This window comes from Peribacillus sedimenti (assembly GCF_046237635.1).
GTDB classification, from domain to species: Bacteria; Bacillota; Bacilli; order Bacillales; family DSM-1321; genus Peribacillus; species Peribacillus sedimenti.
In genome coordinates this window covers 2,046,098-2,068,148 of sequence record NZ_CP143547.1, presented here as the reverse complement: position 1 = coordinate 2,068,148, position 22,051 = coordinate 2,046,098, and the positions used below count along the sequence as shown (strand labels likewise).

General features: G+C 43.6%; 24 protein-coding genes. All 24 read right to left on the bottom strand.

Annotation, left to right across the window (positions count from 1 at the left end; translation table 11 throughout):
• Positions 1–20 precede the first annotated feature (20 nt).
• Entirely contained in the window at positions 21–2,066 is a 2,046-nt protein-coding gene (locus V1500_RS10165; RefSeq protein ID WP_409305444.1) for a chemotaxis protein CheA, read from the bottom strand.
• A 21-nt stretch (positions 2,067–2,087) separates the two neighbouring features.
• A complete protein-coding gene (locus V1500_RS10160) occupies positions 2,088–3,176 on the bottom strand; it encodes a chemotaxis response regulator protein-glutamate methylesterase (RefSeq protein WP_409305443.1) in 1,089 nt (362 codons plus the stop codon).
• A gap of 7 nt (positions 3,177–3,183) precedes the next feature.
• Entirely contained in the window at positions 3,184–4,047 is an 864-nt protein-coding gene (locus tag V1500_RS10155) for a MinD/ParA family protein (protein WP_409305442.1), read from the bottom strand.
• Positions 4,044–5,240 carry a flagellar biosynthesis protein FlhF gene (gene flhF / locus V1500_RS10150; RefSeq protein ID WP_409305441.1) on the bottom strand — a complete coding sequence of 399 codons (1,197 nt, stop codon included), beginning with the start codon at positions 5,238–5,240 and terminating at the stop codon, positions 4,044–4,046. Before flhF ends, V1500_RS10155 begins: the two co-directional genes overlap by 4 nt.
• Positions 5,237–7,273 carry a flagellar biosynthesis protein FlhA gene (flhA, locus tag V1500_RS10145; protein WP_409305440.1) on the bottom strand — a complete coding sequence of 679 codons (2,037 nt, stop codon included), beginning with the start codon at positions 7,271–7,273 and terminating at the stop codon, positions 5,237–5,239. The genes flhF and flhA overlap by 4 nt, the downstream gene beginning before the upstream one ends.
• Before the next feature lie 33 nt (positions 7,274–7,306).
• Positions 7,307–8,389, bottom strand: a complete 1,083-nt coding sequence (gene flhB, locus V1500_RS10140) for a flagellar biosynthesis protein FlhB (RefSeq protein WP_409305439.1) — start codon at positions 8,387–8,389, stop codon at positions 7,307–7,309.
• A 1-nt stretch (position 8,390) separates the two neighbouring features.
• On the bottom strand, positions 8,391–9,167 hold the full coding sequence (gene fliR / locus V1500_RS10135) for a flagellar biosynthetic protein FliR (protein ID WP_409305438.1): 777 nt from the start codon (positions 9,165–9,167) through the stop codon (positions 8,391–8,393).
• A gap of 3 nt (positions 9,168–9,170) precedes the next feature.
• A complete protein-coding gene (gene fliQ / locus V1500_RS10130; RefSeq protein ID WP_409305437.1) occupies positions 9,171–9,440 on the bottom strand; it encodes a flagellar biosynthesis protein FliQ in 270 nt (89 codons plus the stop codon).
• A 14-nt stretch (positions 9,441–9,454) separates the two neighbouring features.
• Entirely contained in the window at positions 9,455–10,120 is a 666-nt protein-coding gene (fliP, locus tag V1500_RS10125) for a flagellar type III secretion system pore protein FliP (RefSeq protein WP_409305436.1), read from the bottom strand.
• Positions 10,117–10,770, bottom strand: a complete 654-nt coding sequence (locus V1500_RS10120) for a flagellar biosynthetic protein FliO (protein ID WP_409305435.1) — start codon at positions 10,768–10,770, stop codon at positions 10,117–10,119. The genes fliP and V1500_RS10120 overlap by 4 nt, the downstream gene beginning before the upstream one ends.
• Positions 10,771–10,793: 23 nt before the next feature.
• Positions 10,794–11,156: a response regulator gene (locus V1500_RS10115; RefSeq protein WP_409305434.1), complete on the bottom strand. Its 363-nt coding sequence runs from the start codon at positions 11,154–11,156 to the stop codon at positions 10,794–10,796.
• A 19-nt stretch (positions 11,157–11,175) separates the two neighbouring features.
• Entirely contained in the window at positions 11,176–12,513 is a 1,338-nt protein-coding gene (gene fliY, locus V1500_RS10110) for a flagellar motor switch phosphatase FliY (protein WP_409305433.1), read from the bottom strand.
• On the bottom strand, positions 12,503–13,501 hold the full coding sequence (gene fliM, locus V1500_RS10105; protein ID WP_409305432.1) for a flagellar motor switch protein FliM: 999 nt from the start codon (positions 13,499–13,501) through the stop codon (positions 12,503–12,505). The genes fliY and fliM overlap by 11 nt, the downstream gene beginning before the upstream one ends.
• 35 nt (positions 13,502–13,536) lie before the next feature.
• A complete protein-coding gene (fliL, locus tag V1500_RS10100; RefSeq protein ID WP_409305431.1) occupies positions 13,537–13,965 on the bottom strand; it encodes a flagellar basal body-associated protein FliL in 429 nt (142 codons plus the stop codon).
• A complete protein-coding gene (locus V1500_RS10095) occupies positions 13,962–14,180 on the bottom strand; it encodes a flagellar FlbD family protein (RefSeq protein ID WP_409305430.1) in 219 nt (72 codons plus the stop codon). The genes fliL and V1500_RS10095 overlap by 4 nt, the downstream gene beginning before the upstream one ends.
• Positions 14,181–14,233: 53 nt before the next feature.
• A complete protein-coding gene (locus V1500_RS10090) occupies positions 14,234–15,436 on the bottom strand; it encodes a flagellar hook protein FlgE (protein WP_409305429.1) in 1,203 nt (400 codons plus the stop codon).
• 71 nt (positions 15,437–15,507) lie between these two features.
• Entirely contained in the window at positions 15,508–15,897 is a 390-nt protein-coding gene (locus tag V1500_RS10085) for a TIGR02530 family flagellar biosynthesis protein (RefSeq protein ID WP_409305428.1), read from the bottom strand.
• A 10-nt stretch (positions 15,898–15,907) separates the two neighbouring features.
• Complete coding sequence (flgD, locus tag V1500_RS10080; protein ID WP_409305427.1) at positions 15,908–16,555, bottom strand: flagellar hook assembly protein FlgD; 648 nt, start codon at positions 16,553–16,555, stop codon at positions 15,908–15,910.
• 9 nt (positions 16,556–16,564) lie between these two features.
• Positions 16,565–17,875, bottom strand: a complete 1,311-nt coding sequence (locus V1500_RS10075) for a flagellar hook-length control protein FliK (RefSeq protein ID WP_409305426.1) — start codon at positions 17,873–17,875, stop codon at positions 16,565–16,567.
• Between the two features lie 29 nt (positions 17,876–17,904).
• Entirely contained in the window at positions 17,905–18,498 is a 594-nt protein-coding gene (locus V1500_RS10070) for a MotE family protein (protein WP_409305425.1), read from the bottom strand.
• Positions 18,499–18,507: 9 nt separating this feature from the next.
• Positions 18,508–18,951: a flagellar export protein FliJ gene (gene fliJ, locus V1500_RS10065; RefSeq protein WP_409305424.1), complete on the bottom strand. Its 444-nt coding sequence runs from the start codon at positions 18,949–18,951 to the stop codon at positions 18,508–18,510.
• A 4-nt stretch (positions 18,952–18,955) separates the two neighbouring features.
• Entirely contained in the window at positions 18,956–20,275 is a 1,320-nt protein-coding gene (gene fliI, locus V1500_RS10060; protein ID WP_409305423.1) for a flagellar protein export ATPase FliI, read from the bottom strand.
• A 3-nt stretch (positions 20,276–20,278) separates the two neighbouring features.
• Positions 20,279–21,031 (bottom strand): flagellar assembly protein FliH, encoded by a 753-nt coding sequence (gene fliH / locus V1500_RS10055; protein ID WP_409305422.1) that lies wholly within the window; start codon positions 21,029–21,031, stop codon positions 20,279–20,281.
• Positions 21,024–22,043: a flagellar motor switch protein FliG gene (fliG, locus tag V1500_RS10050; protein ID WP_409305421.1), complete on the bottom strand. Its 1,020-nt coding sequence runs from the start codon at positions 22,041–22,043 to the stop codon at positions 21,024–21,026. The genes fliH and fliG overlap by 8 nt, the downstream gene beginning before the upstream one ends.
• Positions 22,044–22,051 lie beyond the last annotated feature (8 nt).

Sequence of the window (22,051 nt, the reverse complement as noted above, 5' to 3'; positions counted from 1 at the left end):
TATAGGCCGTACCTCCTGCACTACTTGATTAATGCGTTGCAATCTACAATCAGTGCAACCTGGCCATCACCCAAAATGGTCGCTCCAGAAATCGCAAACACATTATTCAGGTAATTCCCAAGCGATTTTAGAACAATTTCCTGCTGGCCTATAAACGTATCAACTACCAATCCCGCCATTTTGTCCCCTTTTCTTACAATGACAACCGAATAGAAGTCATCATCTTCCGTATGGAGAGGCACCTCAAAAATATCCTTAAGGAATAGAAGCGGCAAAACCTTGCCCCGGAAATCTATAACTTGCTGATTATGGGCATTCAAGATATCTTCCTTTTTAATGATTGCCGTCTCAATAATCGATGAAAGAGGTACAGCGAATTTTTCACGCTGAATTTCTACAAGCATTACCGAAATAATCGATAGAGTAAGAGGCAGCTGTATAAGGAAGGTCGATCCTGCCCCTGGTTTTGAATCAATAGAGACAGATCCTCCAAGTGATTCTATCGTATTCTTTACTACATCAAGACCTACACCACGTCCAGAAATATCCGAGATGACTTCTGCGGTAGAAAATCCAGAAGCAAAGATAAGCTCATAAACCTGTTTATCTGAAAGAGCCGCGCCATTCTCCTCGGATATAATCCCATTCCCGATTGCTTTTTTCAGTACACGATCTCTGCTAATACCCGCGCCATCATCGCTAATTTCAATGAAAACATGGTTGCCGCTATGGTAGGCCTTCAAAACAACCGTGCCTTCTTCCGGCTTTCCATTGGCCAGCCTTATTTCTGGTGTTTCAATGCCATGATCCATAGCGTTTCTTAGAAGATGGACTAGCGGGTCGCCGATTTCATCGATTACTGTACGGTCCAGCTCCGTTTCGGCACCTATTATCTCAAGATTTATTTTCTTGTTTAAATCCCTTGCCAGAGTCCTAACCATTTTCGGGAACCGGTTAAACACTGTCTCCACAGGCACCATTCGCATATTCAGAATAATATTCTGCAGATCGCCTGAAACCCTGGACATCCTTTCTACAGTTTCATGTAACTCCTGATTATTGAGTTCCCTAGAAATTTGCTCCAGCCTTCCCCTGTCAATGACTAATTCCTCAAATAAATTCATCAGGATATCCAGACGTTCAATGTTTACCCGTATAGTTTTACTGCTTGTATTCCTTGACCCGCTGCTTTTTTTACTTTCTGGCTCATGTTCCTCGTTTGACTGTATTCCCGGGCTTTTTTCTTCTTTATTCGGCACGGGAGCAATTGGCCCTACATTGTTTTCCTGATGTTTGAACTTATCGGTTTCGATAGGCTGGATCTCTACTTTTTCCACCTCAGAAACTTTCATAATCATCTTCTGTAAGTCTATAACAGGTTCTTTGGTAATAAATGTGACAGTAAAATGCTGATCAAACTTCTCCTCCTCCAGCATCTCTGCAGAAGGGGTCGACTTTATTACCTCGCCAAGCTTCTCGAGAACCTCAAAAACCATAAAAACGCGTGCAGCCTTCAACAGGCAGTCTTCCCTTAAATAGATGGAAATCTCATAGCTTTCAAAGCCTTGTTCCTTCGATTGCTGCAATACTGTCAATTCAAATTCATCATATTTGATCGCTTCTGGCATGAACTCGATAGCCAATGCAACGGAGGTTTCATCCGCGGCAGCTGCCCCGGATGGAGACTCCCCTTTTTCTATCATTTCCAGCTTATTTACAACCAGAGTTACATCGCGTTTCCCGTCGCCTCCATCAGCAATAGAGAAAACCATTGCTTCCAGGTCATCTACCGCCTGAAAGATGACATCAAATATCTCGGAATTTAAAGCAATTTTCCCATTCCGGATAGCATCAAGTACATTTTCCATCTTATGTGTAAGATTCGCCAAATCCTCATAACCCATGGTTGCTGACATTCCCTTTAATGTATGCGCAGACCTGAAAATTTCATTTACAATCGCTAAATCGTGCGGATTTTTCTCCAATTCCAATAGCTGTTCGCTACAGGTTTGAAGGTGCTCTTTACTCTCATCAATAAAAACCTCCAGATATTGATTCATATCCATAGGAAGCTCACCCCCGGTGATTTAAGAATATTTCATTATGGTACTAGCTATTTGATCTACATCTGCCACCGAATCTACCAAACTGGTGGCAATAGCCGCCTTTGGCATCCCAAATACAATACTGGTGTTTGCTGATTCGGCAATGGCTCTTGTGTAACCGCTCTTCTTAAGTTCTGTCAAACCCTTGGCTCCATCGCTGCCCATCCCTGTCATGATTACGGCAACTTTCGAATAATCTGGCAGCTGGACAGCTGATTCAAGCATTACGTCCACAGATGGCCTGTGGCCGTTGCGGGGCTCGGATTGTTCCAGTGATATGGCCAGTGAAAGCCCGGCTTTTTTAATTTTCAGATGATAACCTCCTGGAGCGATATAGGCTGTACCCTTCTGAATAATTTCGCCGTTTTCTGCTTCTTTCACCCTGATCTTGCAGAGGGAATCGAGCCGGCTGGCGAGCGATTTGGTAAAACCAGGCGGCATATGCTGAACGACCAGTATGGGTGCCGGAATATCGGCAGGAATGCTGCTGAGAACAGTTTGCAATGCGCGGGGCCCACCAGTGGAAGTTCCAATCAATACGATTTTCTTATTCCCTGAATGCCAATCTTTGCCCTCAATGGTTATCTCTGGTTCTATTTTACAATAAGCTGCTGCCTCTCCAATACATTTTTCGACAATCTTTCGACTTTTCTGAAGTATTCGGATATCAGCCTGGGTTGCAAGCAGGACCTTTTCAACCAATTCAGATTTAATCTTATGGAGGTCCAGCGAGATGGAGCCTGAAGGTTTGGCAATAAAGTCAAATGCTCCCTTGCTCATTGCGTCCAAAGTATTTTCTGCTCCCTGCCTTGTTGTGCTTGACAGCATGATGACAGGGACCGGTGTTTGATCCATAATAATTTGCAGCGCCTGCAGCCCGTCCATGACTGGCATTTCAACATCCAGTGTCACTACATCCGGCTTTAATTGGGGAATTTTCTTAATTGCCTCTTCTCCATTTCTAGCTGTACCTACTACTTCAATTCTGTTATCCTCTGATAAAAACTCCACGATGAGTTTTCTCATAAAAGCAGAGTCGTCAACAATCAGAACTTTTGCTGTCTTCCCCATAAAAGACCTACCTTCCAAGAATATAACTTTTCAACCTTCCAAGAAAATTGCTCTTGGAAAAAGTAAGGTTCTGCTCTTTCTGCCCCTTTTCAAAACGTAATGCCACTTCATTAATTGCCTTCGAAATGGCTGATTCGGGCTTGTATACTGAAAAAGGAATTTGCCGTGTTACTGCAGCGGTTACGGACCTGTCGTCAGGAAGGAACCCCAGCGGAAAAATTTCTTTTTGAAGAAATTTTTGCAATGCATTGCTTAAGCGCTGTATCGTCTCCTTACCTTCCTTTTCAGACTGTACCCTGTTGCATACAAGCGAGAAGGGCATATCCTTTTTCACAGAAGTCAAATATTTCATAACCGAATAAGCATCCATGATGGCTGGGGGCTCAGGAGTTGTAATCACGATCAATTCATCCACGCAAAGAATGAATTGGGAGGATTCACGGGTTATGCCTGCCCCCATATCAAAAATGATATATTCATATTGATGTATGAAAGTATCCAACTGATCGAGGAAGGAGCTAAACCTGGATTCTTCCATCTCAAATAGTGTGGCTAACCCTGAGCCTCCTGCTATAACTGAAATCCCCTCGGGCCCTTCCGAAACGATATCACCGAGGTCCATTCTATTTTCAAAAAAATCTACGATACTATATCGAGAAGATCTTCCCATTAAAATATCAATATTGCCCATCCCTATATCCATGTCAAATAACAAGACACTATGCCCCTGTTTGGATAATGCAATCGAGAAGTTCAATGAAAAATTCGATTTCCCGACACCGCCCTTGCCGCTTACTACAGCGAGCGTTTTTGCAGCAGGCTTCCCCAGCTGCTGCAGCCTGATTCGCAAATTTTGTGCCTGGTCCATCATTGCAAGCCCTCCACGATCATATTTGCGATAATACGTGGCTCGATCTGTTTTAAATCATCCGGCACATTTTGGCCATCCGTTATAAAAGCAGCACCTATCTTGTAGGAGTTGATCAGGTTGACGATGGCTCCATATGTTGAAGTCTCGTCAGCCTTTGTAAAGATAAGCTGCTTGATACGAACACCCGAAAATTGAGAATATATTTCATTCATGTCCTTTTGTTTGCTTGTTAAGGATAAGACTAGATAGGTTTCCAAATCCTTATCAAAGTCGATGATTTTCTGCAGCTCGGCAACATATTTTTGATCCCTGAAATTACGGCCTGCTGTATCGATGAATACCAAGTCATAATGAGCAAATCTATCAGCCGCTTTCTTGAAATCTTCCAGGTTATATGCAACTTCGATTGGAACATTTAATATTTTTGCGTAAGTTTGCAGTTGGTCGATGGCTGCGATTCGGTAGGTGTCAGTAGTGATAAAAGCAACTTTTTTATGTTGCTTGAGCATACTATCAGCAGCAATTTTTGCCAATGTCGTGGTTTTTCCCACCCCAGTAGGCCCTACAAAGCTGACGTATTTTTTTTCAAACTTCGTTTCCTGTATTGAACTCCTGGTTAAGATGGCGGCTATTTCATCTTTAAGCCACTCCCTAAGCGTAGAATCGGCAGGCTGACCTTTGTCTGCAAACCATTTTTCAAGAAGGTTTGCCATCATTTCCTGGACAAGCTGCGGCTCAAATTCCTGAGTAACCAGCAATTTATAGATTTCCTGTAAAGGAGCCGGATATGTTGTCTGTATCCCTGCATTGGCATTTAGCCCTTTTATCATGTCCTTTACGTCAGCAATCTGTTTTAATATATCCTCGGAAGACTTCCCTGCCTGATCGTCTTTACTGATCTGTGCCGCTTGGTTAGCATTGTCGTCAGCATTAACACGAACCGTCTCATTTTTCGTCTGAGCCATTGCTGCAGGCTGTCTCCTTTGCTTTTCTTTTCTGACTGGAACTGGCCCGGATGCCGACTGGGGATCTACTGCAGCGACGACCTCTATACTCCTTTTCCTGAAAAAGCCCAGAAAACCGCCAGAAAAAATCGGCTTGGAACTAAGGATTACCGCTTCGTTGCCGAGCTCCGCCCGTATTTGCTTCATCGCTTCGGTCATGGAAGACGCTGCATATTTTTTCACTTTCATTCTATGTTCACCACCCCAACACTTTGGACTTCTACATTTGATTCCAGCTCATTATAGGAAATTATCGGAACTTGCGGAAAATACCTCTCCGTAAGCTGTCTCACGTACATGCGTACCGCAGGGGAACAGAGAACGATTGGTGTTTGTTCCATGAGTGCAAGTTCCTCGAGCTTGGCGGCTATCGATTCCAGTATTGTCTGTGAATCATTCGGGTCCAATGATAGATAGTTCCCATGCTCTGTTTGCTGAACACTATCCGCAATCAGCTTTTCGACCTTGCCTGATAGCGTAATCACCTTTAAGCTATCATTACCCACAACCAGCTGGTTTGTAATTTGACGGGCAAGATTTTGCCGGACATATTCCGTTAGCAAATCAGTGTCAGTTGAAAGCCTGCCATAATCAGCAAGAGTTTCAAAGATGACCGGCAGGTTCCTGATTGAAACTTTTTCCTTCAATAGCTTTGCAAGTACCTTTTGCACTTCACCTACCGTCAATGGACTAGGTGTAACCTCTTCCACTAAAATAGGAGAGGACTCCCTGAGGTGATCGATAAGCTGCTTTGTTTCCTGTCTGCCCAACAATTCGTGGGCATTGGCCTTAATCACCTCTGTGATGTGGGTAGATACCACACTCGGAGGATCCACAACCGTATATCCCATCATCTCAGCTTGTTCCTTCATGTCTTCTGCAATCCATTTGGCTGGCAGGCCAAACGATGGCTCGACAGTATCAATGCCTTCAATAGAATCATCGTCAATACCTGGGCTCATCGCAAGATAATGGTCCAGCAAAAGCTCTCCCCTTGCCATTTCATTTCCCTTTATCTTCAGGCGGTATTCATTTGGATTAAGCTGGATATTGTCCCTGATCCTTACGACCGGAATGACGAGCCCCATCTCAATGGCCAGCTGCCTTCTGATCATTACGACCCTGTCAAGAAGGTCCCCGCCTTGATTTGCATCCGCAAGCGGGATAAGTCCGTAGCCAAATTCAAATTCTATTGGATCAACGCTCAATAAATTGACAACACTTTCCGGGCTCTTCATCTCTTCTGTCTCTGTTTCTTCCTCCAGCTCCTGTATCTCTGCAGTTTCAGCCGGAGGTGTTCTGCCGATCATGTATCCCCCTGCTGCCAGCAATCCGGCAATAGGGATCGTCAGTCCGTCATTTATGGGGGTAAATAGCCCTAAAAAGAAAATCGTCCCTGCGGTTACATACAGCATAACCGGGAATCTGAACAGCTGGCTTGTGATATCAGATCCCAGATTCCCCTGTGATGCGGCTCTTGTTACCACAATTCCTGTTGCAGTAGAAATCAAAAGGGCGGGCACCTGGCTCACAATCCCATCACCTACAGTTAACAGCGAAAAGTGTGAAGCGGCTTCAGCAAAGCTTAAATCCTGCTGCATGACTCCGATTACCATACCAACAATCAAGTTAATCAGTACAATGATAATGCCGGCTATTGCGTCACCTTTTACGAATTTACTGGCACCGTCCATCGAGCCATAGAAGTCCGCTTCCCGGCCAACCTTTTCCCTTCTTTCACGGGCCTCCGCCTCTGAAATCATCCCTGCATTCAGGTCGGCATCGATACTCATTTGTTTACCCGGCATTGCATCAAGCGTGAATCGGGCCGCTACCTCAGATACCCGTTCCGCACCTTTGGTAATAACAATAAATTGAATGATGATCAGAATTAAGAAGACTACCATCCCGACGATAATGTTCCCGCCGACAACAAACGTTCCAAACGTATGCACTACACCGCCTGCATCGCCGGTGGATAAAATCGAACGCGTGGTCGAAACATTAAGGCCTAGCCTGAATAGTGTCAATAGCAATAAAAGTGAAGGAAAAATGGAAAATTCCAAAGGCTCCTTCATGTTCATGGAGGTTAGGAGCACCATTAGCGCAAGAGATATATTCAGTAAAATCAATATACTGATCAGCCAGGTTGGCAGCGGGATGATTAACATCGCCACGATCATGATGACACTTATTAAAACGGTTAAATCTCTTGCTGACATTTTATTCTCTCCTAACTTGATGAAACAATCTGGTTAAATCTTGCCTTTTGTCTTATAAACAAATGCAAGAATCTCAGCAACTGCTTTAAAGAACTCTTCTGGAATGGCCTGTCCAATCTCCGTCTGGTCATAGAGAGCTCTGGCCAGAGGCCTGTTCTCAACCATGACGACATCGTTTTCTTTAGCAACATATTTGATTTTTTGAGCGACATAATCCACGCCTTTGGCAACTACATATGGTGCATCCAGTTTTCCGTCTTCGTACTTCAAAGCAATTGCAAAGTGGGTAGGGTTCGTGATTACCACGTCTGCCTTCGGGACTTCCTGCATCATTCTCTGCATCGCCATTTCTCTTTGCTTTTGCTTGATCTTCGATTTGATCAGCGGGTCGCCTTCTATGTTTTTATATTCATCTTTAATATCCTGTTTGGACATTCGGATGCTTTTTTCAAAGTCATATTTCTGGTATAGAAAGTCCAACAATGATAGAAACAATAAAACCGCCGAAGCATATAGCCCCACTTTTACAGTGATATCTGCCAGAATCGCGAGTGCTGCTGCAACAGATTTTTGTGAAAGCGTCATGATTTCATCCATCCGCTGCCAAATTACCAAAAAGGTCACAAGGCCAACTAAAGATATTTTAAGAATGGATTTCAACAGCTCCACGATTGCACGCATGGAAAATATCCGTTTGAATCCTTTTATCGGGTCAATTTTTTCAAGCTTGAACTGGATTGCCTCTGTTGAGAACATAAAGCCTATTTGCATGAAATTTGCCGCGACACCTGCTACTAGTGCCACTCCCATTACAGGAGCCAATAACAGGCCGGTTTTTTTAAACACGTCTAAAAACAAGGTCTGTGTTGTGTCTTCGGTCAAGGTTGTAAGCATTTGTCCCTGGAAAGACTCTATGAACATACCAAGTATGGCGTCTTTCATGTAAGGACCTATAAGAGACAGCAGCATAAAAACCGCCAATAAGACTATGGCTGTATTTACATCCTGGCTTTTTGCAACCTGTCCCTTTTTCTTTGCGTCCTGCCTTTTCTTCGGGGTCGCTTTTTCTGTTTTTTCTCCTGCAAAGTGCTGCAGATCAAGTTGTATCCATTTCATATTACGCCCCTCCGGAGAGCTTCATCAATCCACGCATCGTTACAATTAAATACTCAAATAAATGCTGGACAGAGACCATCATCATTCCCATGACAATGATCAGGACAATAAAGCTGACGCCAACCTTGACAGGCATTCCTACAACAAAGATGTTGATTTGCGGTACGGTTCTGGCCACGATTCCAAGGCCCACATCGACCAGAAACAGACTCCCTACTACTGGTATGGACATTTGAAATGCAATCACGAAGGTTTGGTTAAAGGCCTTTACTACGAACTCGAGAAGATTTTCATTTCCAAAAGGGATCCATGCCTTATCAATCGGGATAAATTGATAGCTATAAAAAATGCCATCTAAAAGCATGTGGTGTCCATTTACCGCAAGCAAAAATAACAGCGCAATGGTGTATAAGTACTGGCCCATCAGAGGGCTTTGGACACCTGTTTGCGGGTCAATGACATTTGCAATCGCAAAGCCCATTTGAAAATCGATAAAGCTTCCGGCAATCTGCACGGCAGATAAGATCATGAATGCAGCAAAACCTACCAAAATGCCTACCAAAGCTTCCTTTATAATTAATAAAAAATAAGCCGCGTCAATTTGCAGGATTGGAGCATCAATGGTGTAATACATGATCCACGCGAGAAAAAAGCTGATGCCTATCCTATGGGACGCGGGGATTGTCCTGTATGAGAATACCGGCATTGTCACAAAGAAGGAAGCCACCCTTACCAGAATCAATAAAAAAGCCGGAAAATGCGGGAGTAAATCCTGCATCTTTTAACCTACAAACCTATTTAAATTATTAAAAATTTCCGATGCGTAAGATAGCATATGGCTTAACATCCAGGGGCCCAACAGGATTATCCCGAGAAGGACTGCCACGATTTTCGGTACGAACGCAAGGGTCTGTTCCTGGATTTGGGTAGTGGCCTGGAAAATGCTTATGATCAATCCCACCGCAAGAGCAATGATCAGCAGTGGGCCGCAAATTATCAATGTTGTATATATGCCTCTTTCGGCAACCTGAATGACGAAATCAGGATTCATATTCTTTCACCTGCTTAAAAGCTCTGTAATAAAGATTTCACCACGAGATACCAGCCATCCACCAATACAAACAGGAGGATCTTAAACGGCAGAGAGATCATGACTGGCGGCAGCATCATCATCCCCATGGACATTAGGACACTTGCGACAACCATGTCAATTACCAGAAACGGGATGAATATCATAAAGCCAATTTGAAATGCCGTTTTGATTTCACTTATGGCAAAGGCCGGTACAAGTGCTGTAAGCGGAATATCCTCAATCGTTTCAGGTTCCTCGGCTTTGGAATATTCCAGAAACAATGCGAGATCTTTTTGCCGTGTCTGGGCACTCATAAATTCTTTGAAAGGTCCGGCAGCCCGTTCATACGCTGTTTCTAAATCAATTTTTTCTTCAAATAATGGCTGTAATGCCGTTTTATTTACTTCCTGAAAAGTTGGTGCCATAACAAAGAATGTTATGAAAAGTGAAAGTCCGATAATAACCTGGTTCGGAGGCATCTGCTGTGTCCCGAGCGAGGTTCGGACAAATCCCAGAACGATTACAACCCTTGTGAAGCAGGTCATTAAAATCAGGATACTGGGTGCCAACGATAATACTGTCAGCATCAATAAAAGCTTGACGGAGGTCGAGACATTGGAAGGATCACTCGTGCTGAATATTTCCATTAGTTGATTCATTCTCCGTGACTCCCCTTCTTTTCAAGCTCATCAATCATTCGTTTCCGTTTCTCTGAAAATTCCTCAAGCTGTTTTTTGAATTGAGAGGAGAAATGAGTTTTGTCACCATCAGGTTTCACTAATTTTGTCTGAATTCTTGTAAAGATATCTGAAGGCTGTAGCATACCATCTAGCCTGTTGTTAAAATCGCTTAAAATATCCTGATACTCAGATTCATCATCGATTTCTTTCAACAGCTCGATATTTTCCCCTACCCCAACAATCAAGATGCGCTTCCCTACCTTGATCATCTGCACTGACCGGTTAGACCCAAGGCTGGTTCCGCCTATATTTTCAATGAAATTTGCCTTTTGATAAGACCTGTTTTTTTTATTGATAAATCTCAGCAAAAAGTACAGAAGACCAACTACAAATAATGTAGCAAGGATCATGCGCAGGAAGTCCAGGAAGCCTAGTCCTGCACTCCCTGAATCAGATACTGTTTCTTTGGATGTGGTGTCATCCGTCGTTTTATTTTCCTTTTTTTCAGTATTATTAAAATGATCCTTTACGCTTCCGTCCAGCCCCTCGGAATTCGCCAGAGTGCTTGTTGCCTGAAAGACCAACAAGAATAGTAACAGCACCCGAAATGATTTTTTTATAGAATGCAAGTTGCTGACACCCTCTTAATTTATTAGCTTAAAGTTTTGTTAATTGCTTCTAATACCCGGTCTGCCTGGAAAGGCTTTACTATAAAGTCCCTGGCTCCTGCCTGGATGGCATCAATGACCATCGCCTGCTGACCCATGGCTGAGCACATAATGACCTTTGCATTGGGATTGATTTTCTTGATTTCTTTTAAAGCAGTTATGCCATCCATCTCAGGCATGGTAATATCCATTGTTACAAGGTCGGGTGAGGTTTCCTTAAATTTTTCCACGGCCTGCGCTCCGTTTTCTGCTTCCCCTACCACTTCGAATCCATTTTTTGAAAGAATATCCTTGATCATCATTCGCATAAACGCTGCGTCATCTACGATAAGTATTTTATGTGCCATCTTGTTTTACCCCCCAAATTTATCTAAGTTTATTCAATCTATCTTTCTGGCTGACAATATCGGTCACACGGACTCCGAAGTTCTCGTCGATTACGACTACCTCTCCTTTGGCAATTAGCCGATTATTCACCAAAATATCAACAGGCTCTCCGGCTAGTTTGTCCAGTTCGATAATCGAGCCGGATGATAGCTCAAGGATTTCTTTTACAGAGCGCTTTGTCCTGCCCAGCTCAACTGTTACCTGCAGTGGAATATCCATTAACATGTTCAGGTTTTTCGCTTCAGCATCCTGAAGCTGGTATGGTTCAAAACTGGAAAAGCTTACAGGCTGAACATTCACCTGCTGGCCCGGCGGTATAAAAGCTGAACCAAAATGCTGCGGGTTCCCCTGCTGGTACGAAAAAGCTGCCTGCTGCGGCATAGTGTGGCCAGCGTCCTGCTGTGGCCAATAGTTTTGCTGTCCATTGTACGGCTGCTGCCCATACGGCATTTGTCCCGGGTATGGCTGCTGTTCGTGAGGCATTTGGCCTGAATAAGGCTGAGTTTGCTGCTGCCCATTTTGAGGCTGGGTATGAGCTGGTTCAGCATTTTGCTGGCTTACAGGCTGGCCCGAGCGTTGGTTCGCCTCCTCCATATGAACCGAAGGCTGCTGATGATCATTCACAGGCTCCGCCGATTGCGGATTCATTAATTCATCCACCAGGCTTTTGGCAAATGGCAGCGGCAAGAGCTGCATGATGCTTGAATCTATTAACTCACCCACTCGCAGCCTGAATGAAATCTTGGCGAGCAAGTCCTCATTGGGGATTGATTCCTGGCCTTTCCCTTCTTCAATGTTTAAAATATCAATGCTTGGCGGCGAGATATCGACCCGCTTTTTGAATATGGTAGACATTGAAGTTGCCGCAGAGCCCATCATTTGATTCATGGCTTCCTGGACGGCACTAAGCTGAATTTCTCCCAGCAGGTCTGCTGGATTCAAGCCGTCCCCGCCCAGCATTAGGTCTGCAATGATGGCTGCGTCGCTCTGCTTGATCACGAGCATATTCAATCCATCAAAGCCTTCGGTGTAATCCACCTTAATTGCTACATATGGATGAGGAAATTCCTCCTGTAATTTGCTTTTTTCAATGATTGATACGGTTGGTGTGGTAATATCCACTTTCTGGCTTAATAAAGTTGACAAAGCTGTTGCTGAACTGCCGAACGAAATATTCCCAATTTCACCAAGAGCATCAGCCTCCATTGAAGATAAATGATCTTCAATTTGGGGAGATGATGCCTCGTCCTGAGTTGGGTCTGTCCCCCTTAACAGGGCATCTATTTCATCCTGGGAAAGCATTTCATCACTTACCATCTTCGTCTCCCCCCTTCAAAGATTCTAAAATCTGGACAGCTAATTTTTTGCCAATCTGGCCAGGCTGTCCCGTAAACTTTGGAACATCTCCGACCTTTATCGTCAATGGAAGCTCTATGGATTGGTTCAACTCAATCACATCTCCTACATCAAGCAATAAAAAGTCCTGAATAGAGATATCCGTTGAACCCAGTTCGGTTATAACCGGCAAATCAGCATCTCTTATTCTGCTTTCTATCATTTCTATTTCTTCAGCAATCGGTTCCTTTTTGGAGGTCTGCATCCAGTAATGGACGGAAAGCTTTGGAATGATAGGTTCCAGCACGACATGCGGAATGCATATATTAATCATCCCCGTCGTGTCGCCTATTTGCGTATTCAAGGAAATTACAACAACTGTTTCGTTAGGTGACACCATCTGCAGAAACTGCGGATTCACTTCAAAATCAGTGAGTAATGGGTCTATATCGGCTATGTTTGCCCACGCTTCACGCAGATTTTCTATCCCCTTTTCAAAAAGGCTCGACATGATCTTTGTTTCAATTTCTGTCAAGGTTTCTACCTTGTTTACACTGACGCCTCTTCCTCCAAGAACCCTGTCCATCATGGCATAAGCAATGTTCGGATTGACTTCCATTAGAATCCGGCCTTCCAAAGGCGGAACTTCAAATACATTCAAAATTGTCATTTTCGGGATGGACCTGATGAATTCCTCATACGGGATCTGGTCTGCCGATGCAACAGAAATTTGAATGAATGTTCGGAGCTGTGCAGAGAAGTAAGTGGTTAGAAGCCTTGCGAAATTTTCATGTATCCTGGTTAAGCTTCGGATTTGGTCTTTTGAAAAACGAAGCGCCCTCTTAAAGTCGTAGGCTTTTACTTTTTTCTCTGTTTCTTCTTTTTTTAGTTCATCCGCATCCATCTCGCCGGTGGACAAAGCTGAAAGCAATGCATCTATTTCACTCTGGGATAATACGTCTCCCGCCAAAAGTTCTCACCTCCATATATATCCGGATGCTTCATCTATTGAAGGATGGAGGAGGTTATATATACCTTTTCTACTTTTCCTTCCTGCATCAACCCGTTAATTTGGCCTTTTAAATTTTCTTGAAGCTGTTCTTTGCCGGCTTTTCCTTTTAACTGATCTGCTTTAAGTTCTGAAAGCTCGGTAATAATGATGTTTTTGGCCTGAAAATTCCTTTTTTCGAGTTCTTCTTTTCCATCCTTGCTATCGGTTTGTATCATAAAAGAGATCCTTATGAAATCACCAGTTGCCAGATTGGTAGTAATCTCAGGAATCTCGACGGATGACTCTACAATTTCATCAGCAGAAGGCTCAGCTTTCGCCTCTGTCTCGCCCGTGAATTTTGTAATGACTACAATGGCAATCACGCCGACAAGAGTAATGGCTACCAGCAGGGTCACCATGATCGCGACCAGTTTATTTTTCATTCTTCATTCCCCCCTGTTTCATCACGCAGCCCGAGAACATTTATACTACGATAAAATTTAGTAATAGATTCGATAATTGCATCCTCTGTCTCAGCTACAACGATTTTCCTGCCTGTCGTAAACGTGATGGTCGTGTCCGGAAACGATTCGACTGTTTCCACATATAAGGCATTCACAGTAAAACTCTTTCCATTCAATCTAGTTACTTTAATCAATGGTATTCAGGAGCCGGAGGCAAGTCACCTTCAGCTCCCTTCCCTCCCTTTACCTATCGTTTAAGGTTAACAAGCTCCTGCAGGATTTCGTCTGAGGTTGTGATGATTCTCGTATTGGCCTGGAAACCACGCTGGGCTGTGATCATTTCGGTAAACTCCTCTGAAAGGTCAACGTTTGACATTTCTAGGGCGCCTGACTGCAATGACCCTCTTCCATCACCAGGGATGCTGACATTGGCTGTTCCGGAGTTCACTGTTTCCTGGAACAGGTTGTTTCCCGCCTTGCTAAGACCGGACGGATTACTGAATTTTGCTAGAGCAATCTGACCTAGCTGCCTGATTTGGCCGTTCGAGTAAACTCCATTCAGTTCACCCAGAGCACCAATGTTGAAGCTTTCTAGTCCACCGCTTAGGTTGCCATCTGGATTTACGAAAGCAGTAATTGAATCTCCTTTACTAGTAAGTTGGGACATATTCAATTTGACCTCAGTATAGCCATCCGTTATATCTAAAGAGCTTAAATCTATAGTATCCTGGCCAGCTGTAAAAGTATTATTTTGACCATCAGAATCCAGAGTTATACTAGTAATCGGCTTGGGCTCTGCTTTGGAATTGGGATTGGATATATTAATTACCCAATTTCCGCCAACTGGAACAAACTGATAATCTAAAACATGTTCCATACCAGCATTATCGACTACTTTCATTTGCTCTACCTTTCCTTCACTGTTAGAAACCAAAGCACTTGAATCTGGTAATGCCCCTCTTATTTCCATACTCTTTGTTGCGACTGACGGTAAGGTAGAATTTACGTTAACCACGATATCACTTAGAACTCCATTCTGAAAAGACTGAACTTTTAGTCCATCTCCGTTAACTAATGTACCATTATCATCTAAATAAAAATTCCCACCACGTGAATACATTTGCTGGTCACCCTGTTTCACAATGAAAAAACCATCTCCATCTATCCCAAGGTCCAGTGATCGCCCTGTTGTCTGCAAGCTCGCACCTGTTTGCACCGTGTCGATAGTTGCAAGTGCCGATCCAAGCCCAACCTGCATGGAGTTTTTACCTCCGCGGTTGACCTGTGCAGCCGTAGCCCCGGAAATCGTCTGGTTCATTGTTTCTTTGAAGGAAACACGGCCCTTTTTAAACCCATACGTATTTACATTTGCGATGTTATTTCCGATTACATCTAATTTAGTTTGAAAGTTCTTCATTCCGCTTATTCCAGAGTACATTGAACGTAGCATGAATTTATTCTCCCTTCTATGTGGCTGCTTCTGTCAGTCCGCAGCCTGGCCTCCTTATATAGGTCCAGCCTTTAGTCTAATATTATGGTTCCGTTAATATTGGTGAAAATCTGTGATGCTGCCTCGTTTCTGTCCATGGCAGTGATTACTGTATGATTTTTCGCACTCACAACCAGAGCTGCATCGTGAAGGATTACAAGCGAATCTTTCACGCCCATTTTCTTTGCTTCTGATACCTTCTTCTCAATCCGTGACCAGGTATTATCATTAATTTCTATATTGCGTTGTGACAATCTCAGTTGCGCATGTTTACTGATCACAAGCTTGCTGGCTTTTTCATCGACGGCGGTCCGCAGATGCTGAGCAAAACCCTGTTTGCTAGTTTGCTGATTGGCAGATACCTTCTTGGAAGGCAATGGGATCGGGTGAGTGGAAATCGGCCTGAAAACTGATTTTTCCATATCTACACTCCTATGAAGCTGCAATTTTTATAATCTTGCTTGATGCAAGTTTCGTAGAATCCTCGTCATCCAAAAGGAACTCCGTTTTGCCATCCTTCATTTGCACGGATTTGACAATGGCTTCAATTTCTTTATTGTCCCCGTTTAGCCATGTTACTTTTTTGCCTATCAGTTCACTTGCAGAGAAAAGGTTATTACCGGCAGTAGGCTGATTGACTTGAGAGATATTGCCCGGTTCCAATTTTGTTCCGTCTTCAAGAATGAAATACACGCTGTCATCCTTGAATTCCAATGATGAAATGGTTCCCTGGCCCTGTTCTATTGTCGGTTCTGCAGTACTGTCGTCGGAAGGGCTTACCTTATGCCATGACACCTGTTTCCCCATAAACTGGTTATAGGAGATCAACTGGTTTTGTTTTCCCATTGACACAAAGTTGTCGATGCTTTTCCCCATATTGGTAATCTGTTCAAGCGTCGAAAAAGTAGCCATTTGTGCGACGAAATCCTTATCCTGCATTGGATTTAATGGATCCTGATTCTGCAGCTGTGTCATCAATATCCTCAAGAAAGCATCTTTCCCCATTGCATCGCTTCCAGTGTTACGTTGTTTATCCTTTTGATATTGAGATAAAAGCAAGGAAGGATTAATTGTGTTCATATAACTCACCTACACTTCCGTATTTAAAAGCGCTTCTTGAAAGCTCTCATTAAACTCTAGGTCTTCGTTATCCTGTTTGTCCGGCTGTTCACGCCTTTGATTTTGCTGCTGGTTACCTCCTGACTCTTTATCCAGGAATCTTTCCTGTGAAAATGAGTTCATAGCCTGAGAAATCTCTATTTTTTCAATGTGGATATGCTGGCCGGAAAACGCATGCTTCAAACCTTGTAGATTGCTTTCGAGCATTTCTTTTGCCTGGGCACTTACGGCAACTATTTTAGCCGTCAAAAGTGAATCCTTTTGTATGATCTCAATTCGGAGTGATCCGAGATGTTCAGGAGCCAGTTTCAGAAATAGTTTCTGTATTCCGTTTGAATTGGAAAACTGCGCTTTACTTAAAATTTTTTCAAAAGCTTGAATGAATTGCTCCTGATTTACTGGCTGGCCGTTCTTCTCTAAAGTTAGCACCAGCTGTTCAAGCTTGCTCATTTGGAAATGCACGTGACCATTTCCATTAATGGGAGGTGTATTGGTTCCCTGAAGTTTTTTTTCTGAATTTGTTGTATTTTGGTTTAACTCGCCAGCAATACGGGTAAAGACTCCATTGCTTATATCCATTTTGTTTGGTTGAGAAGTTTTGCTAAATCCTGTACCTGGTGCAGAAGTGTTTGCTTCAAGGAGCTTTTGGATTTTTTCCGATACTTTTGTAAACGCGTCTTTAAAATCCTTTAAAATCATGGATCCGTTGGAATCCCGGTCCTTATACGCTCCTACCAATTCTATAATCTTCGCTAATTTCAGAACATTGGACATATCCTTAAGATCTGCATCTTTCAGCTGCTGTTCGTCAAGGCGGCCAATTGCTTTTACGATTGCCAGTAAGTCAACGGATCCCAGTAAAAACGATTGGTCATTTCCGTCTATTGAATCGTCTTCAGGAAGTGCTCCAGCTTCCTTTAGGAAAGAACTGAGACTTTCAATGGGTGATCCATTCGTCCCTGTTTCACCAAGGAACTGCTGCACAAAGGGATGAGTCTCAACTTGCTGATTGCCAAGGATTATATCCCTTCCAAAGGCCTGTCCGCCCTCTACATCACTTAATCCCTGCAGGCCCAGAAACTGAAGGATTTCTTCCAAAATCGCCGTCTGTTCCTTAGTGAGTTTTTGGCCTCCTGAGTCCAGTGTTTTAAAGTCACCCGCAGAGATTTGCTGCAGTACTGTTCCAAATTCATACATATTGCCTGCAGTTTGGGCCACCGCTTCTTTTGATGCCGGGACATTGACTGCCGGCTGTGCACTAAAAATCGAACCTGCGTTCAAAATTTCACCTCCTTTCAAGTGCTTGATTATTAGTTTGTCTCAGAAACGTCACTGAGCCGTTTGGTCAAACGGGCAGCATCTTCTGGTGCCATCTGTTCAAATATGGAAGCGAGGGTATCTGCCTTCATATTCGATAATATTTTTATAGACTCATCCTCGGCAAGCTGGGTAAGAATGGGAGCAGATTTTTTTGGCGACATTGTTTCATATGTCTGGATGATCGCTTTTAACTCTGTTTCAGTTTTTGTCTGAGCAGTTCTTATATCCTCCAGTTCCTTTTCCAGCTGCTGCTTTTCTGCCTCGTTTCGCTGGATTTGCTGATCGCGGGAGTCAATAATGCTCTCCATTTTTTCCATTTCGGTTTTCTGTGTTTCTATCGTACTTTCCAATTCGTTTAATTTCTTATTTGTGCTAGCTGATGTTGGTGTTTTTTCTGGCTCGCTTTCATCCTTAAGCATCCCGGACAGAAATGGGACGTGGCTGCCTATATCCTTGGACACCTTCAACACATCCACCCCGGCTACTGTAAGAACGATTATGGAAATCACCAGTGTAAAAATAATCGGGATCAACACGACAAATACAAACCATTGAAGCTTGGATTGCTTTTCTTCATTTTCCATTGATATCACCTAATAGCCCTTGCTCATGTATTGCTGTATAGAGATTTCATCCATGTTTTTACTTTCTGCTTCTTTCAGTCCTTCCAGGAATTTATGAAAATCTTTTTCTTTTATTTTTTCGTATTTTTTGACTTCCATATTCTTCTCCATTAAATTCTCATGTTGCAAGGACATCCGGTAGCGAGCTTCGATTACTTCTTTCTGATAGTGGTCAATGATTTTTTCCAGGTTATCCATAAAAAGCTGATTATGGCGAATTTCCTGTACCGATAAGCCTTTATCCAATTTCCCCTGTTGAAATCTCTGGAGATCCTCTTTCTTTTTCAACAGCTTATAGAGCTTCTCGGCCGCTTCTTCAAATTTCTTTAGTGCCTCATTATATTGGGAAAAGGCATCATTTTTTTCTTTTTCTTTAATGGTGAGAATTTTATCGAATTTATATTGATAAATCATTGTCTCATTCACCTTTTTCCATCAATTGTATAAGGTTATGAATACTTTCTTCCTTTGACATCTTCTCGTGGGTGCCTTGCTTCAGAAACGAGATAATATTGGGCTGTCTGCTAATCGATTCATCAATTTCCCTCGAAGAACCGCGCTTGTATGCCCCGATATTGATCAGGTCCTCCGATTCTATATAGGTAGAAAGGGATGCTCTCAATCTTTCTGCGGAAAATTTATGCCTCTCCTCCACAATATTATTCATCACACGGCTTATACTCTTGAGAACATTGATGGCAGGGAACTGTCCCTTATTTGCCAGTGACCGGTCCAATACGAAATGCCCATCAAGTATTCCGCGCACTGTATCGGCTATCGGTTCATTCATATCATCGCCGTCTACCAGAACGGTATAAAATGCGGTAATCGTGCCAAGCTTATTCGTGCCTGTCCGCTCCAGCAGCCTCGGCAGAATCGAAAAAACGGAAGGTGTGTATCCTTTTGTTGTGGGAGGCTCCCCTACAGCAAGCCCAATTTCACGCTGTGCCATCGCTACACGGGTAACAGAATCCATCATCAGCATGACATTCAAGCCTTTATCGCGGAAATACTCGGCGATTGCAGTCGCGGTAAGGGCACCTTTAATTCTCATAAGTGCAGGCTGATCGGAGGTGGCGACCACGACTATGGAGCGTTCTAAGCCTTCCGGGCCAAGATCCTTTTCGATAAATTCACGCACCTCACGCCCTCGTTCACCGATTAACCCAATAACATTTAAGTCTGCTGTCGTATTTCTAGCTACCATTCCAAGCAGGGTACTTTTTCCAACGCCACTCCCTGCGAATATCCCAACTCTCTGTCCTTTTCCTACTGTCAAAAGACTATCGATCATCCTGACACCGACATCGATAGGTTCCGAAATCGGCGGCCGTTCCATAGGATTTGGAGGGTGTTGTTCTGTCGATACCGACATTAGGCCTGTAGGAAGGGGGGAGCCATCAAGGGGATTCCCCAGTGAATCTATCACACTGCCAATCAAGGCAGGGCCAACCTTTATTTCAAGGGACTTCGAGGTAGCTTCCACCAGGCTTCCCGGCGATATCTCACTCACAGCAGTGTAAGGCATAAGGATCACCATTTCTTCCCGGAAACCGACAACCTCCGCCATTATTGATTTACGTATCCCTCTTGACCCAGTATGGATTACACATACATCACCCACTGAGCTTTCAGGCCCCTGGGATTCTATCATCAAACCTACAACCCTTTTCACACGACCATAATGCTTCAAGGTTTCCAGTTCTTCAATTAGGGGAAGCAAGTCTGCTGCTTTCATTCCTCATTCCCCTTCCAAAAGCTCGAGTAATTTCTGCTTAATGTGATCAAGCTGGCTATCGACGCTTGCATCAATCCGGCCATGTGAAGATTCGATAATACAGCTTCCTTCAGACAAGTCAGCATCTGGATAGATATAAAAATCAGTATCCTTAGGGAATACACTTAGCAGCTCTTCTTTCTGTGCTAAAATGAACCGATAATGTACCGGACTGATATGAAGCTGGATTTCCCGATGATCTCTCGCTTCTCTTATAGCCTGTCTTACCAAAGAGAGGAAAGCTTCTTCTGATACTTCCAGCTGTTTTCCTAAAATTCGTTGTGAGACTTTTATACCAAGCTCCAATATCGTTTTTTCCGATACTTCAATATACTTCTGATAATCAGCCTTTGCAGCTCCTACAATTTCCCTGGCTTCAGAAATGTGAGCAGTCATCTCATCGTATCCTTTTTGCGATCCTGTGTTCCATCCTTCAGCAAAGCCCTGTTCCCTGGCTTGTTCATACATTTCCTGCCTGCCTGACTCTTCCCAATGCTGTTTTTCCATAGCAATATTGCTTAGGATTTGCTCAGCCTGTTCTCGGGCTTGTGCCAGGATTTCTTGAGCTTTTGCACTTGCTTCCTCCAAAATATTCTGGTGAATGGCGGGAAGGTGCCCAAGATCCGCATTATGCATTTGGGAAAAGGGCCTGATTCTAATCGTCTTTTTTTCATTGTCGTCCGCATTAGCTAAACTGGATTTTATGATCCTAGACAATGATGTCATCTCCTCCGCCTCTTGCAATTACAATCTCGCCTGTCTCCTCAAGCCTGCGAATGACGGCAACGATTCTTGATTGGGCTTCCTCCACATCACGAAGCCTTACAGGGCCCATGTACTCCATTTCTTCCTGGAAGGTATCGACCATTCGCTTGGACATATTTTTAAACACAATTTCTTTGACTTCTTCACTTGCCACCTTGAGTGCCAATTTCAGGTCTTCATTGTCAGAATCTCTGATAACCCGCTGGATTGCCCTGCCGTCAAGTGTGACAATATCTTCGAATACGAACATGCGCTTTTTAATTTCTTCTGCAAGCTCTGGATCCTGTATTTCAAGAGCATCCAGTATGGTTCTTTCCGTCGAGCGATCGACACCGTTCAGAACATCCACTACCGCTTCAAGCCCGCCTGTTTGAGTGTAATCCTGGGTAACTGTCGTGGATAGCTTTCTCTCAAGAATTTGCTCCACTTCATTTATGATCTCAGGCGAGGTGCTATCCATTGTCGCAATCCTTCTTGCAATATCAGCCTGTACTTCCTGTGGAAGTTCGGACAATATCTGCCCCGCCTGCGCAGGATCAAGATACGAAAGAATCAATGCAATGGTCTGTGGATGTTCATTTTGGATAAAATTCAATATTTGTGCAGGATCGGCCTTTCTTGCAAAATCAAAGGGCCGGACCTGCAGGGAGGAGGTCAAACGGTTGATGATCGCCGCAGCCTGATCAGATCCGAGAGCTTTCTCCAAAACCTGTTTGGCATAGCCGATGCCTCCCTGCGCGATATAGTCCTGAGCTAGGGCTATATTATGAAATTCATCCAAAATTTCTTCCTTCTCAGAGGAGTCTACTTTCCTTACCCCGGAAATTTCAAGAGTGAGTCTTTCAATCTCCTCCTCTGATAAATGTTTATAAACAGAAGCCGAGACATCAGGGCCTAGTGAGATGAGCAGGATCGCAGCTTTTTGCTTTCCTGTAAGTCCGCCTTTTTTCTTTCTCTCTGACATCGTCATTC